We start from the raw sequence: 13,292 nt of genomic DNA, 5'->3' as shown, positions 1-13,292 counted from the left end.
ATGCGACTTCTCGACCGCCCGCTCCGCTCGCTCGAAGAGCTGGGCAGCCAACTGGCCTTCTACGGCCGCTCCCTGGCCTGGACCGGCCGCACCCTGCGCCGCTACAAGAAGGAGATCCTGCGCCTGCTCGCCGAGGTGAGCTTCGGCCGTGGCGCCCTCGCCGTCATCGGCGGCACGGTCGGCGTGATCGCCTTCCTGTCCTTCTTCACCGGCACCGAGGTCGGCCTTCAGGGCTACGCCGCCCTCAACCAGCTGGGCACGTCCAACTTCGTGGCGTTCCTGTCGGCGTACTTCAACACGCGGGAGATCGCGCCCCTGGTGGCGGGCCTCGCCCTGTCCGCGACGGTCGGGGCCGGGTTCACCGCGCAGCTGGGCGCGATGCGGATCAGCGAGGAGACGGACGCGCTGGAAGTGATGGGCGTGCCCTCGCTGCCGTTCCTGGTGACAACGCGGATGATCGCCGGGTTCGTCGCGGTGATCCCGTTGTACGTGATCGGCCTGCTGTCCTCGTACTTCGCCGCGCGCACCATCACCACCGGCTACTACGGGCAGTCCGCGGGCACCTACGACCACTACTTCCAGCAGTACCTGCCACCGGTGGACGTGCTCTGGTCCTTCGGCAAGGTGATCGTCTTCGCCGTCGTGATCATCCTGGTGCACTGCTACTACGGCTACTACGCGAGCGGCGGTCCGGCCGGCGTCGGCGTCGCGGTCGGCCGCGCCGTGCGCACCTCCATCGTCGCCGTCAACGTCCTGGACTTCTTCCTCAGCCTCGCGATCTGGGGCGCCGTCACGACCGTACGAATAGCGGGGTAGGGCAGATGAGGATTCCGGTCTCTCTCGCTTCGCGCGGCGCCAGACTGCGGCTGTACGGCGTCGTGTTCATCACGGTCATCGCGCTGCTGCTCGCCCTCTCCGTCGCCGTGTACCAGCAGGTGTTCACCTCCGTCGTACGGATCACGCTGCAGGCCGACACCCTGGGCAACCAGCTGGAGCCGCGGGCCGACGTCAAGCTGCGCGGCCTCCTGGTCGGCGAGGTCCGCGAGGTGCGGGCCGACGGGGAGAAGGCGACCCTCGGGATCGCCCTCAAGCCGGAGCACACCGCCAAGATCCCGTCCGACGTCCACGCGCGGCTGCTGCCCAAGACACTGTTCGGCGAGAAGTACGTCGAGCTGGTGGAGCCCCGCAGGCCGTCGGACCGGCACATCCGCGCCGGTGACGTCATCACGCAGGACCGCACCACGGTGGGCATCGAGGTGCAGCAGCTGATGAACGATCTGCTGCCGCTCCTGCGCACCGTGCGGCCCGCCGATCTCAACGCGACGCTCTCCGCGTTCGCCACCGCGCTCGACGGGCGCGGCGACCGGATCGGCGCCAACCTCACCCGCGTCGAGCGCTATCTGCGCCGCCTCAACCCGCATCTGCCGTCCCTGAAGGAGGACATCACGCGCTTCGCCGACGTCGCCGAGGTGTACGCCGACGCGGCGCCCGACCTGCTGAAGATCCTGCGGAACTCCGTCACCACCAGCCGCACCCTCGTGGAGAAGCAGGGCCAGCTGGCCGCCGCCCTCACCGCGACCGCCACCGCGGCCGACACCGGCGAGGAGTTCTTCGACGACAACGGCGAGCGCCTGATCACCCTCGGCCGGGTCTCCCGCCCGACGCTTGCGCTGTTCGCCCGCTATGCGCCCCAGTACCCCTGCCTGCTCGAGGGCCTGGTGCGGCAGGACAAGGCGTCCGAAGAGACCTATCGAGGCGGAAAGATGCGTATCACCCTCGAATTCGTCCACCCGCAGCCCGCCTACGAGCCCGGCGAGGAACCGCGGTACGCGGACCGGTCGGGCCCCAACTGCCGCGGTCTGCCCCATCCCCGGGTGCCCGCGGGGGACGACCAGCTCAACGACGGTACGAAGCCCAACAAGGTCGGTGGTCCTTCCGACTCGGCCACGATGTCCTCGACCGCGGCCGAACAGCGGGCCGTCGGCTCCCTCGTGGCCCCGGTCCTCGGGATGCCGGCGGACCAGGTGCCCCCGGTCGCGACGCTCCTCTTCGGCCCGATGGCACGCGGAACGGCGGTGAGCGTCGCATGAAGACGGCACGAGCCACGGACACCGCGGCGCCTTTGGTGAAGTTCCTGCTGTTCGCGCTGGTGACGGTGGTGGCGACGGCGCTGCTCGCGGCCACCATCGTCAATATCTCCTTCACCCCGGAGCACACCTACCGCGCGGTGTTCAGCGATGTCACGAGCCTGGAGGAGGGCGACGACATCAGGGTCGCCGGGGTGCGGGTCGGCGAGGTCGACCGCATCCGGATCAAGGACCGGACCCGGGCCGAGGTCACCTTCACCGTCACCGAGGACCGCCCGCTGTTCACCAGCACCGGCGCCGTCATCCGCTACCGGAGCCTGGTCGGGCAGCGCTACATCGCGCTGACCGAGGGCGCGGGCGGCAGCACGCCGCTGCGGCCCGGCGGCCTGATCCCGCTGTCCCGGACCCAGCCCGCGCTCGATCTGAACGCGCTGCTCGCCGGGTTCAAGCCGCTGTTCGCCGCGCTGAGCCCCAAGGACGTGAACCAGCTCGCCACCGAGATCATCAAGACGCTGCAGGGCGAGGGCGGCACGGTCAACAGCCTCCTGGCCCACACGGCGTCGCTCACCACCACGCTTGCCGGCCGCGACAAGCTCATCGGCTCCGTGATCGACAACCTCAACGAGGTGCTCACGACCCTGGACAAGCGCGGCGGCCGCTTCTCCTCGCTGCTCAAGCAGTTGCAGCGGCTCGTCTCCGGACTGTCCGCGGACCGCAAGCCGATCGGAAAGTCACTGGTGAACATCGGGCACCTGACCGAGGCCACCTCGGGCCTGATCGGGGAGGCACGGCCTCCGCTGAAGGACGACATCAAGGAGCTCGGCGAGCTCACCGGAACGCTGAACGACAACGAGAAAACCGTGGAGGGCGTGCTGAAGCGGCTGCCGAACAAGCTCAACAAGCTGACCGGGACCGCGTCCTACGGCTCCTGGTTCAACTTCTACCTCTGTGACTTCGACGGCCGGATCGTGCTGCCGAAGACCAAGGAGGTGCTCACTCCCGAGCTGCATGTGGCACGGGCGAGGTGTGGCGGATGAGGCTGCGTGTGCGGATGAGGCTGCGTGTGCCGCGCATACCGCGGCTCTTCCCGCGGAGGCGTGGGCGGATGACGCCCTTCCGTGAGCGGAACCCGGTGACGATCGGTGTCGTGGGTCTCACCACCCTCGGCCTCCTGACCGCCGCCGCGTTCAACGCCGACAGTCTGCCGCTGATCGGCAACGGCGAGACGTACAGCGCGGCCTTCTCGGAGGCGGGCGGGCTCAAGCCGGGCGACGAGGTACGGATCGCCGGGGTGAAGGTCGGCAAGATCGACGAGGTCGACCTCGACGGCGACCATGTGAAGGTCACCTTCAAGGTCAAGGGCGAGCCGAAGTTCGGCACCAGGACCGGCGCGTCCATCCGGATCAAGACGATCCTGGGCTCGAAGTACCTGGCCCTGGAGCCCAAGGGGCCAGGGCAGTTGAAGCCTGGCGCCGAGATCCCGGTGTCCCGGACGACACCCGCGTACGACGTCGTGACCGCGTTCAGCGATCTGACCACCACCACGGAGAAGGTCGACACCGAACAGCTCGCCAAGGCCATGGACACCATCTCCACCACCTTCGAGGACTCTCCCGCCGAGGTGAAGGCGTCCATCAAGGGCCTGTCGAGGATCTCCCGCACGGTCGCGTCGCGCGACAAGGAGCTGCGCGAACTCCTCACCCACGCCAACGGCGTCACCAAGGTGCTCGCCGACCGCTCCGACGAGTTCTCCACCCTGGTCAGGGACGCCGACAAACTGCTGACCGAGATCGCCAAGCGCCGCAAGGCCATCCACACCCTGCTCAAGAGCTCGGCCACGCTCGGCATCGAACTCTCGGGCCTGGTGGCGGACAACCGCAAGGACATCGGCCCGGCACTCAAGGGCCTGAACAAAGTGGTGTCGATGCTGGAGCGCAACTACTCCAGCCTCGATCGCAGCGTCCAGCTGCTCGCGCCCTATGTGCGGCTCTTCACCAACACCCTCGGCAACGGCCGCTGGTTCGACAGCTACATCCAGAACCTGGTCGCCACTCCGGTGGTCCCGCGGACGGGAGACAAGCGATGAGCAAGCACGCACGACTCCTGCGGCGGACGGCCCTGGCGACCGCCCTGGCCGTGGTGGCCGCCCTCGCCGTGGTGCTGTGGCCGCGCGACGAACCGGTGCGCGTCACCGCGTACTTCCCGCGCACCGTCGGCATCTATCCGGGCTCGGACGTCCGGGTGCTCGGCGTCCGCATCGGCGAGGTCAAGGAGATCACCCCGGAGGGCGAGCGGGTGCGGGTGACCTTCGAGTACGACAGTGAGCGCAAGGTGCCCGCCGAAGCGCGGGCCGCGATCATCAACTCCTCGGTGGTCAGCGACCGTTACCTCCAGCTCCTCCCGGTGTACCGGAAGGGCCCTGCGATGCGGGACGGCGCCGTCATTCCGCAGAGCCGCACCGCCGTACCGGTCGAGCTCGACCGCGTCTTCGACAGTCTGCACACCACGTCGGAGGCGCTCGGCCCGCGCGGCGCCAACAAGAAGGGCTCACTGTCCCGGCTGCTCGGGGTCAGTGCGGACAACCTCGAAGGGCAGGGCGGGAACCTGCATCAGACCGTGGAGGATCTCTCCACGGCCGTCACCACCCTCTCCGACGGCCGGGGCGACCTGTTCGGCACCGTACGGAACCTTCAGGTGTTCACGGCCATGCTCGCCAAGGACGACAAGAGCGTGCGGTCGTTCAACACCAGCCTCGCCAAGGTGGCAGGACAGCTCGCCGGAGAGCGCAAGGACCTGGCGGCCGCGCTGAAGCACCTGGGCACCGCGCTCGGCGATGTGCAGCGGTTCGTCAAGAAGAACAAGAAGTCGCTGACCTCCGATGTGAAGGGGCTCAGCAAGGTCACCAAGGTGCTCGTCACCCAGAAGAAGGCGCTCGCCGAGATCCTGGAGACCACGCCGACCGGCCTGTCGAATCTGCAGAACGCCTACAACCCGGGCTCGGGCACCCTCGACACCCGCAACAACGCCGAACAGGCACAGGACCCGGCCGCGCTGCTCTGCTCGCTGCTCGGCACCACCGGCGAGAAGCAGGCCGCGGAGTGCAAGGACCTGCGGAAACTCTTCGACTCACTGCCCAAGTTGTCGCAGCCACAAGGGGTTTCGGGCGCGAATGGCGCCAAGCCGAGCGACAAGACCCTCGGCGGAATCCTGGAGGCCGCGGCATGAGCGCGAGCACGCTGCGCAAGGGCGGGGCGGCCGCCTGGGCCGCGATCGGTTCACTGCTCCTGGCCGGCTGTGAGTTCAACGGTCTGTACGACGTCGAACTGCCCGGCGGCGCCGCCAAGGACGCGGGCGCCTACCAGGTCACGGTCGAGTTCCGGGACGTACTCGACCTGGTGCCGCAGTCGGCCGTGAAGGTCAACAACGTCACCGTGGGCTCGGTCGAGAAGGTGGAGCTCGACGGCTGGCACGCCAAGGTACGGCTGCGGGTCGCCGGTTCGGTGAAGCTGCCCGGCAACGCGCATGCCGGTCTGCGGCAGACCAGCATGCTCGGCGAGAAATACGTGGCCCTGTCCGCCCCACCGGACAGCGCCCCCGTCGGCAGGCTCAAGGACGGTGCGCGGATTCCGCTGTCCCGCAGCGGCCGCAACCCGGAGATCGAAGAGGTGCTCTCCGCGCTGTCGGCGCTGCTCAACGGCGGCGGCGTGGCCCAGCTCAAGACAATCACCACGGAGCTCAACAAGGCCCTGTCCGGCCGCGAGAACCGGGTCAAGTCGCTGCTGAAGGAGCTGAACAAGTTCGTCGGCGGTCTCGACGGCCAGCGCAAGGAGATCGTGCGTGCACTCAAGGGCGTCGACCGCCTCGCCAAGCGCCTCAAGAAGGAGAAGAAGACGATCGGCAGAGCCGTCGACACCGTGCCGCCCGCCCTCAAGGTGCTCGCCGACCAGCGACGCGATCTGACGAGAATGCTCACGTCGCTGTCGAAGCTCGGCAAGGCGGGCGCCAAGGTGGTCAACGCCTCACGCTCCGACGTGGTCGCCAATCTGAAGCACCTGCGGCCGATCCTGGAGCAGTTGAACAAGGCGGGCGACGATCTGCCGAACTCCCTTGAGCTCCTGACGACTTATCCCTTCCCGCGCGGCACCACCGACGCCATCAAGGGCGACTACGTCAACCTCAAGATCACCGCCGATCTCGATCTGGACAGCATCTACGGCAATCTCGCCGACGACCCCGAGAAGCCGGACGGCCCGTCCGGGCCCGAGCTGCCCGATGTGCCGAAACCGCCGAAGCTGCCGGACGTGCCCGGCGTTCCGGATCTCCCCGGTGTTCCGGACACCCCAAAGGCCCCCGAGCTGCCGGACACGCCCGACGATCCGAGTGGCGACACCGAGCAGCTGTGCCCGCCGGTGTGCACCGGCCAGTACGCCGCGTACGGGAACGGGGACACCGAGGGCTCCGCGCCCGGGATCAACCTCGCTCTGGCCGAGCTCCTGCTGAGGGGGGTCTACTAGTGATCACACGTACGGTCAAGATCCAGCTGCTCGCGTTCGCCGCCGTCACCGCCGTGGGCGTGAGTTACGTCGGCGTGCAGTACACCGGCATCCCCGACGCCCTGCTCGACCGCGGGTACACCGTGCGCGCCGAGTTCGCCGAGTCCGGGGGCATCTTCCAGGGGGCCGAGGTCACCTATCGCGGGGTGCCCGTGGGCCGGGTCGGGCAGCTCGAACTCGCCGACGCCGGAGGGGTGTCGGTGGCGCTCGACATCGAGGACGGGGCGCGGATCCCGGCGGACACGCTTGCCGTGGTGGCGCACCGTTCGGCGGTCGGTGAGCAGTACGTCGATCTGCAGCCGCGCACCGGCTCCGGGCCGCTGCTCGAGGAGGGCAGCACGATCGCCCGCGGCGACACCCGGGTACCCCTGGCCAGCACGGAGCTCGTCCTCAGCGTGGACCGCCTGGTCAAGTCCGTCGGCAAGGAGGATCTGCGAGTCACGGTCGACGAACTGGGCAAGGCCTTCAAGGGGACGGGACCGCACCTGAGCCGCCTGGTGGACTCGGGCAATGAGCTGGTCGAGTCGGCCTCCGCATCGCTCCCCGAGACGATCAGGCTCATCGAGGACTCGCGCAAGGTCCTCAGGACCCAGTCGGAGCAGGGCTCGTCGATCAAGTCGTTCTCCGAGGACCTGGCGGACCTCACCGCGGAACTCAAGTCCAGTGACGGGGACATCCGCAGGCTGATCGGGTCGGGCGCGCCCGCCGCGCACGAGGTGGACTCGCTGCTCAAGGCGAACCGGACCCAACTGCCGGTGCTCCTCGGGAATCTGATCAGCGGCGGCCAGATCACGGTGGCCCGACTGCCCGGGGTGGAACAGGCCCTGGTCACCTTCCCCCTGACCGTCGCGGGCAGCTACACGGTGGTGCCGGGCGACGGCACCACGCACTTCGGCCTGGTCGCGGGCAAGGACGAACCGGCGCCCTGCCGCCAGGGGTACGACACCCGGCGGCGCGACCCCGCTGACACCGGCGACCGACCGGCCAACACCGGCGCACGCTGCACGGCGCCACGCGGCGGCGACACCTCGGTGCGCGGCGCGCAGAACGCCCCCGGCGCCCCGGCCCGCTCCGGCGGGGCGGACCGGGCGGCGCACGTCACCCCGTACGACCCGGACACCGGCACCGCCGTCGGACCGGACGGAACGCCCGTCGAGATCGGCTCGACGGGCGGCGAACAGAACGCGTTCGGAAAGGACTCGTGGCAATGGCTGCTCGTAGGACCGATGGCATGAGCGGCGGCCTGACCGCCCGCTCGGCGGGAGGCCTGATATCCCGCCCCGTACGGGCGCTGCGCCGCCTCGGCGCCAGGCTCGCGGACCCCGCCCGCAACGGCCGCGTCATGGCCGCGGGACTCGCCGTGGCCACCGCGGGGACGTCGGCGCTCGCCCTGTGGCTGGGCCTCCAGGTGTACGAGCAGCGCGCGACGGAGCAGCGGCACCAGGACATCCTGGCCGCGGCCAGGCAGTCGGCCCTGAACTTCACCTCGCTCGACTACCGGCATTACGGGCGGGACAGCGAGAACGTGCTCAAGGGCGCGACCGGTGACTTCAAGAAGCAGTTCACGGCGCAGACCGCGCAGCTGACGAAGCTGGTCGCCAAGAACAAGTCGGTCTCCAAGGGGCAGGTCCTCGAAGCGGGCATCACCCGGGCCGACGAGGACTCCGCCCGTGTCCTGGTGGTCGCCGACAGCAAGGTGACCAACACCGCCGCCCCCGACGGCCAGGCCCGCACCTACCGGCTGCAGCTGGACCTGGAACTCAAGAACGGCCGCTGGCTGACGTCCGGAGTCGAGTTCGTCGGCTGACCGCACCCCCGTATAAGGAGAGACACCGTGGCGAACACCACCAGCACCCGAGGCCGCGGCACCGGACCCGGCTCACCGGGCCGGCGCTCCCTGACCGCGGCCGCCCGCGCCGCAGCGAAGCGGGCCGACGGCAGCCGCTCCGGGGCGCAGGACACGCTCGACGGCGTACCCGAGGATCTGGTCAACGACCTGACGGGGCTGCCGCCCGTCGAGAAGGTGGTCGGGAAGGTCCTGACGCCGGCCCCAGAGGCCACCTCGAACCAACCGGCGCCAGAGGTCTCGGACCCAGAGGCCCCGCCCCGCGGGCGCCGGCGCGCACGGCTGAGCGCCGTCCTCGCCCTTCTGACCACGGCGGGCCTCGTCGCGGTCGCGGTGCTCGGGTGGCAGTACCGGGAGGGCCGCCAGGTCGAGGCGGCGCGGGCGCAGGCCCTCGCGGCCGCGCAGAAGGCGGCGCCCCTCGTCCTGTCGTACGACTACCGGCATCTGGACCGGGATTTCGCCGCGGCGCGCGACCGGCTCACGGGCTCCTTCCGCGACGAGTACGGCCGGACGACCAAGGCGGTGGTCGCGCCGACCGCGAAGAAGTACAAGGGGGTGGTGAAGGCCTCCGTGGTCACGCCGCCCGACGGCGGTGCCCCGGCGGCCTCGGTGGCGTCGGCGTCGGCGGACAGCGCCGTTGTGGTGCTCTTCGTGAACCAGGTCACCAAGAGCACTCAGGTCTCCGGCTCGCGGGTGGATCTGAACCGGGTCCGGATGACCCTCACGCGTATGACGGACGGCTGGAAGGTGAGTGCCGTCGACGCGCTGTGACCGGCCAACGCTGGTGCTTGACCGTTGAACTGATTTTCCGTCAGACTTGCCCAGGCGTCCCGCAAGGGGACGGTGGAGGTGCCCGGAGCCGGACTCGAACCGGCACGCCCCCGAGGGGCAGCGAGGTTTAAGCTCGCCGTGTCTGCATTCCACCATCCGGGCTGGCCGTGGGCTCCGCATCAAGTGATTCGACCCTATCGGGAGGCGTCCCCCGAACAGCGGAACAACAGCCCGATGTTGTCTTATTTTATTGACGTCTGAGGGTGCATCAGTCACCGGTACGGGCCATCGGTACATGCCGCAGGCTATTCCGCGAGTTCCCGGCGTCCCGTACGGAATGACGGAATTTAGCCGCAGCCGGACCGCACCCGGCTCGTCCCCGGACCGCTTACGGGTGCCGCCCGTCTCAGGGGCAGGTGTCATCCCCAGGTATGACAAGGGCGTCCCGGGTCCGACTGGAGAGGGCCCCTGGAACCGGAACAGCGGCTGACTACACGGCGCGGATCGGCAAGCACGATGGAGTACGTCCCCACTCGTCGTCCCGACAGGAGCACCGTCCCGTGACCACCACCCCCTTCGCCGCCCGCGCCACCGCCGTGGCAGCGCGCGCCACGGATCTCTCCAAGGTGTACGGACAGGGCGAGACGCAGGTGGTCGCCCTGGACCATGTCTCCGTCGACTTCCGGCAGGGCGAGTTCACCGCGATCATGGGCCCCTCGGGCTCCGGCAAGTCGACGCTCATGCACTGCGTCGCGGGGCTCGACAGCTTCAGCGGCGGCTCCGTGCGGATCGGCGAGACCGAGCTGTCCACCCTCAAGGACAAGCAGCTCACCAAGCTTCGCAGGGACAAGATCGGCTTCATCTTCCAGGCCTTCAACCTGCTGCCGACGCTGACCGCCCTGGAGAACATCACGCTGCCGATGGACATCGCGGGCCGCAAGCCGGACAAGGCGTGGCTGGAGCAGGTCATCTCCATGGTCGGCCTGGCCGAGCGGCTCTCCCACCGGCCCACCGAGCTCTCCGGCGGCCAGCAGCAGCGCGTCGCGGTGGCCCGTGCGCTGGCCTCTCAGCCGGACATCATCTTCGGTGACGAGCCCACCGGAAACCTGGACTCCCGCTCGGGTGCCGAGGTCCTCGGCTTCCTTCGCAACTCCGTGCGCGAGCTGGGGCAGACCGTCGTGATGGTCACCCATGACCCGGTGGCCGCCGCCTACGCGGATCGCGTGATCTTCCTCGCCGATGGGCGGGTCGTCGACGAGATGCTCTCGCCGACCGCCGAGGGCGTGCTTGACCGGATGAAGTCCTTCGACGCGAAGGGCCGTACCAGCTAGGTGCTCCGTGCCTCGTCCGCCTGCGGGCGCGTCGTGGCTTGTCGCGCAGTTCCCCGCGCCCCTTCGGGGCGCCCTCTCTCCAGGACTCTCACCCATGTTCCGTACCGCCCTGCGCAACGTGCTCGCGCACAAGGCCAGGCTGTTGATGACCGTGCTCGCCGTCATGCTCGGCGTCGCCTTCGTCTCCGGCACCCTCGTCTTCACCGATACCTTCGGCAACGCCTACAAGAACAAGTCGGCGAAGAGCTTCGACCACGTCTCGGTCGCCATCCAGCAGAACGGCGGCTCCGACGACGAGACCAAGCAGCAGCCCCGGCTCACCGACTCGCTGCTCGCCAAGACCAAGGAGCTGCCCGGCGCCGAATCGGCGATCGGCGGGGTCTCCGGGTTCACCGCGCTCGCCGACAAGGACGGCAAGCTGGTCGGCGGCGAGTGGGGCACCACCGGCGCCAACTACTACCCGGCCAAGGACGGCAAGGACCCGCGCTACGACTTCACCGAGGGCGCCGCGCCCAAGTCCGCGGGCGATGTCGCCCTGGACTCGCGCACCGCCGAGCGCACCGGCTACAAGGTCGGCGACACGGTCCGCTACTCCACCGAGGGTCCGGTGCGGGAGGCGAAGGTCAGCGGCGTCTTCGACACCGACGACGGCAGTGTCGTCGCGGGCGGCAGCCTGATGGTCTTCGACAACGCGACCGCGCTGAAGGCGCTGAACAAGACCGAGTACGACGAGATCGACGTGAAGGCGGCCGCCGGCACCTCCGAGACCGCGCTCAAGAGCTCGGTCGAGAAGATCCTGCCCAAGGACACGGACGCGGTCACCGGCACCGAGCTCTCCGACAACCAGGACGAGATGATCGAGCAGCAGACCAGCTCGATGAGCCAGGTCCTGCTGATCTTCGCCGGTATCGCGCTGTTCGTCGGCATCTTCATCATCGCCAACACCTTCACCATGCTGGTCGCCCAGCGCACCAAGGAGCTGGCCCTGATGCGCGCGGTCGGTGCCTCGCGCCGCCAGGTCACCCGCTCCGTGCTCATCGAGGCGTTCCTGGTCGGCCTTGTCGCCGCCGTGGCCGGCTTCGGGCTCGGCATCGGCGTCTCCACGGGGCTTGAGGCCCTGATGAACTCGGGCGGCGCATCGCTGCCCCAGGGCCCGCTGGTCATCTCCCCGACGACGGTCGTCGTGGCGCTCGTGATCGGCGTGGTCGTGACCATGCTGGCCGCCTGGCTGCCGGGCCGCCGCGCCGCGCGGATCCCGCCGGTCGCCGCGATGAACAGCGTGCACGCGACGCCGACCACGCGTGGTCTTGTCGTACGCAACACGATCGGCTCGCTGATCGTCGCGCTCGGCACGGTCATGCTCTTCATGGACGACAACTACGTGATGGCCGGCGGCGCCGGTGTCATCCTCGTCGGCGTCATCGTCCTCACCCCGCTGCTCTCGCGCCCAGTCATCGCCGCGTCGGCCCCGCTCCTGAAGCCGTTCGGCGTCTCCGGCAAGCTGTCGCGCCTCAACTCGGTGCGCAACCCGCGCCGTACGGCGTCCACGGCGTCGGCCCTGATGATCGGCCTGACCCTCATCACGGCGATGACGGTCGTCGCGACCTCCATGAGCAGCGCCATCAACAAGATGGCGGTCGACTCCCTGAAGGCCGACTACAGCGTCTCCATGGCGAACTTCCAGCCGCTGACCCCCGAGGTCCGCGAGAAGCTCGACAAGCTCCCCGACGTCGAGGCGAGCAGCCCGCTGCGCGCCGCGTACGGCGAGGCCGACGGCAGCTACACCTCCATCTCCGGCGTCGACCCGAAGACCATCGGCAAGCTGGTCGGCCTGGACTTCACCAGCGGTTCGATGGACGCCTTCAAGGGCGAGTCCACGCTCGTGGACTCGGACACCGCCAAGGACAAGGGCATCAAGGCGGGCGACACCATCCCGGTGAAGTTCGACGAGGACAGCAAGACGGTCCGGCTGAAGGTGGCCGGCGTCTACGAGGCGAACGAGATGCTCAGCGGCCTGTTCGCGCCGACGTCCGTCGTCGACCCGCACCTCGACAAGATCGTCGACAAGCAGGTGCTCCTGAAGATGAAGGGCGGCGCGTCCGACAGCGCCGAGGACTCCATCGTCAAGGCCCTTGGCGACAACCCGGCCATCACCATCCAGGACAAGCAGGCGATCAGCAACGCCATCGGCGGCGCCATCAACATGGTCCTGAACATGCTGTACGGCCTGCTCGCCATGGCGATCCTGATCGCGGTGCTCGGCGTCATCAACACCCTGGCCATGTCGGTCTTCGAGCGGAAGCACGAGATCGGCATGCTGCGGGCCATCGGCCTCGACCGCGCGAAGGTCAAGCAGATGGTGCGCCTGGAGTCGGTCGTGATCTCCTTGTTCGGCGCGATCCTCGGCATCGGCCTCGGCCTCTTCATGGGCTGGGCGGCGGGCGGCAGCATCGCCGAGACGGTGACGACGTACTCCATGGAGATCCCGTTCGGCCGCATCGCGATCTTCCTGGTGATCGCCGCGGTGGTCGGCGTCCTCGCGGCGGTCTGGCCGGCCCGCAGCGCGGCACGACTGAACCCGCTGCAGGCGATCAAGAGCGAGTAGCACCGGCGGTAGTACGCGCGAAGGGGCCCGGACGACTTGTCGTCCGGGCCCCGCCCCGTAAGGGGCGCGGGGAACTGCGCGACCAGCCACAACGGCCCC

Annotated in this window: 11 protein-coding genes and 1 tRNA gene; 11 read left to right on the top strand and 1 reads right to left on the bottom strand. The window is 69.1% G+C overall.

Annotated features, from left to right (window positions below; translation table 11 throughout):
* The 9 genes from AB0G47_RS18455 to AB0G47_RS18415 all read left to right on the top strand — a co-directional run bounded on the left by AB0G47_RS18455 (position 1) and on the right by AB0G47_RS18415 (position 9,257).
* On the top strand, positions 1–816 hold the full coding sequence (locus tag AB0G47_RS18455; RefSeq protein ID WP_360770598.1) for an ABC transporter permease: 816 nt from the start codon (positions 1–3) through the stop codon (positions 814–816).
* Between the two features lie 5 nt (positions 817–821).
* Positions 822–2,090, top strand: a complete 1,269-nt coding sequence (locus AB0G47_RS18450; RefSeq protein WP_360770595.1) for an MCE family protein — start codon at positions 822–824, stop codon at positions 2,088–2,090.
* Complete coding sequence (locus AB0G47_RS18445; RefSeq protein ID WP_360770593.1) at positions 2,087–3,124, top strand: MlaD family protein; 1,038 nt, start codon at positions 2,087–2,089, stop codon at positions 3,122–3,124. The genes AB0G47_RS18450 and AB0G47_RS18445 overlap by 4 nt, the downstream gene beginning before the upstream one ends.
* A gap of 68 nt (positions 3,125–3,192) precedes the next feature.
* On the top strand, positions 3,193–4,173 hold the full coding sequence (locus tag AB0G47_RS18440) for an MCE family protein (protein WP_360770590.1): 981 nt from the start codon (positions 3,193–3,195) through the stop codon (positions 4,171–4,173).
* Positions 4,170–5,312 carry an MCE family protein gene (locus AB0G47_RS18435; RefSeq protein WP_360770587.1) on the top strand — a complete coding sequence of 381 codons (1,143 nt, stop codon included), beginning with the start codon at positions 4,170–4,172 and terminating at the stop codon, positions 5,310–5,312. Before AB0G47_RS18440 ends, AB0G47_RS18435 begins: the two co-directional genes overlap by 4 nt.
* Entirely contained in the window at positions 5,309–6,601 is a 1,293-nt protein-coding gene (locus AB0G47_RS18430; protein WP_360770584.1) for an MCE family protein, read from the top strand. The genes AB0G47_RS18435 and AB0G47_RS18430 overlap by 4 nt, the downstream gene beginning before the upstream one ends.
* Positions 6,601–7,875, top strand: coding sequence for an MlaD family protein (locus AB0G47_RS18425; RefSeq protein ID WP_360770581.1), 1,275 nt, complete (start codon positions 6,601–6,603; stop codon positions 7,873–7,875). Before AB0G47_RS18430 ends, AB0G47_RS18425 begins: the two co-directional genes overlap by 1 nt.
* The gene (locus tag AB0G47_RS18420; protein WP_360770578.1) at positions 7,848–8,447 is read left to right on the top strand and encodes a hypothetical protein; all 600 of its coding nucleotides are present in this window, start codon (positions 7,848–7,850) and stop codon (positions 8,445–8,447) included. Before AB0G47_RS18425 ends, AB0G47_RS18420 begins: the two co-directional genes overlap by 28 nt.
* A gap of 27 nt (positions 8,448–8,474) precedes the next feature.
* Positions 8,475–9,257 (top strand): hypothetical protein, encoded by a 783-nt coding sequence (locus AB0G47_RS18415; RefSeq protein WP_360770575.1) that lies wholly within the window; start codon positions 8,475–8,477, stop codon positions 9,255–9,257.
* Between the two features lie 79 nt (positions 9,258–9,336).
* Here AB0G47_RS18415 and AB0G47_RS18410 read toward each other — a convergent pair.
* Positions 9,337–9,419, bottom strand: a tRNA-Leu gene (locus AB0G47_RS18410).
* 398 nt (positions 9,420–9,817) lie between these two features.
* Between AB0G47_RS18410 and AB0G47_RS18405 the strand changes: the two genes are divergently transcribed.
* Both AB0G47_RS18405 and AB0G47_RS18400 read left to right on the top strand, forming a co-directional pair.
* Positions 9,818–10,588 carry an ABC transporter ATP-binding protein gene (locus AB0G47_RS18405; RefSeq protein ID WP_360770572.1) on the top strand — a complete coding sequence of 257 codons (771 nt, stop codon included), beginning with the start codon at positions 9,818–9,820 and terminating at the stop codon, positions 10,586–10,588.
* Between the two features lie 94 nt (positions 10,589–10,682).
* A complete protein-coding gene (locus tag AB0G47_RS18400; protein ID WP_360770570.1) occupies positions 10,683–13,193 on the top strand; it encodes an FtsX-like permease family protein in 2,511 nt (836 codons plus the stop codon).
* The last annotated feature ends 99 nt before the right edge of the window (positions 13,194–13,292 follow it).

This window comes from Streptomyces sp. NPDC021622 (assembly GCF_040640795.1).
Taxonomy (GTDB): Bacteria; Actinomycetota; Actinomycetes; order Streptomycetales; family Streptomycetaceae; genus Streptomyces.
This window is presented reverse-complemented; position numbering and strand designations above follow the sequence as displayed.

Excerpts from the sequence above, each read along its gene's own strand:
- AB0G47_RS18455 (WP_360770598.1), top strand. The coding sequence starts at position 1 with ATGCGACTTCTCGACCGCCCGCTCCGCTCGCTCGAAGAGCTGGGCAGC.
- AB0G47_RS18450 (WP_360770595.1), top strand. The coding sequence starts at position 822 with ATGAGGATTCCGGTCTCTCTCGCTTCGCGCGGCGCCAGACTGCGGCTG.
- AB0G47_RS18445 (WP_360770593.1), top strand. The coding sequence starts at position 2,087 with ATGAAGACGGCACGAGCCACGGACACCGCGGCGCCTTTGGTGAAGTTC.
- AB0G47_RS18440 (WP_360770590.1), top strand. The coding sequence starts at position 3,193 with ATGACGCCCTTCCGTGAGCGGAACCCGGTGACGATCGGTGTCGTGGGT.
- AB0G47_RS18435 (WP_360770587.1), top strand. The coding sequence starts at position 4,170 with ATGAGCAAGCACGCACGACTCCTGCGGCGGACGGCCCTGGCGACCGCC.
- AB0G47_RS18430 (WP_360770584.1), top strand. The coding sequence starts at position 5,309 with ATGAGCGCGAGCACGCTGCGCAAGGGCGGGGCGGCCGCCTGGGCCGCG.
- AB0G47_RS18420 (WP_360770578.1), top strand. The coding sequence starts at position 7,848 with ATGGCTGCTCGTAGGACCGATGGCATGAGCGGCGGCCTGACCGCCCGC.
- AB0G47_RS18400 (WP_360770570.1), top strand. The coding sequence starts at position 10,683 with ATGTTCCGTACCGCCCTGCGCAACGTGCTCGCGCACAAGGCCAGGCTG.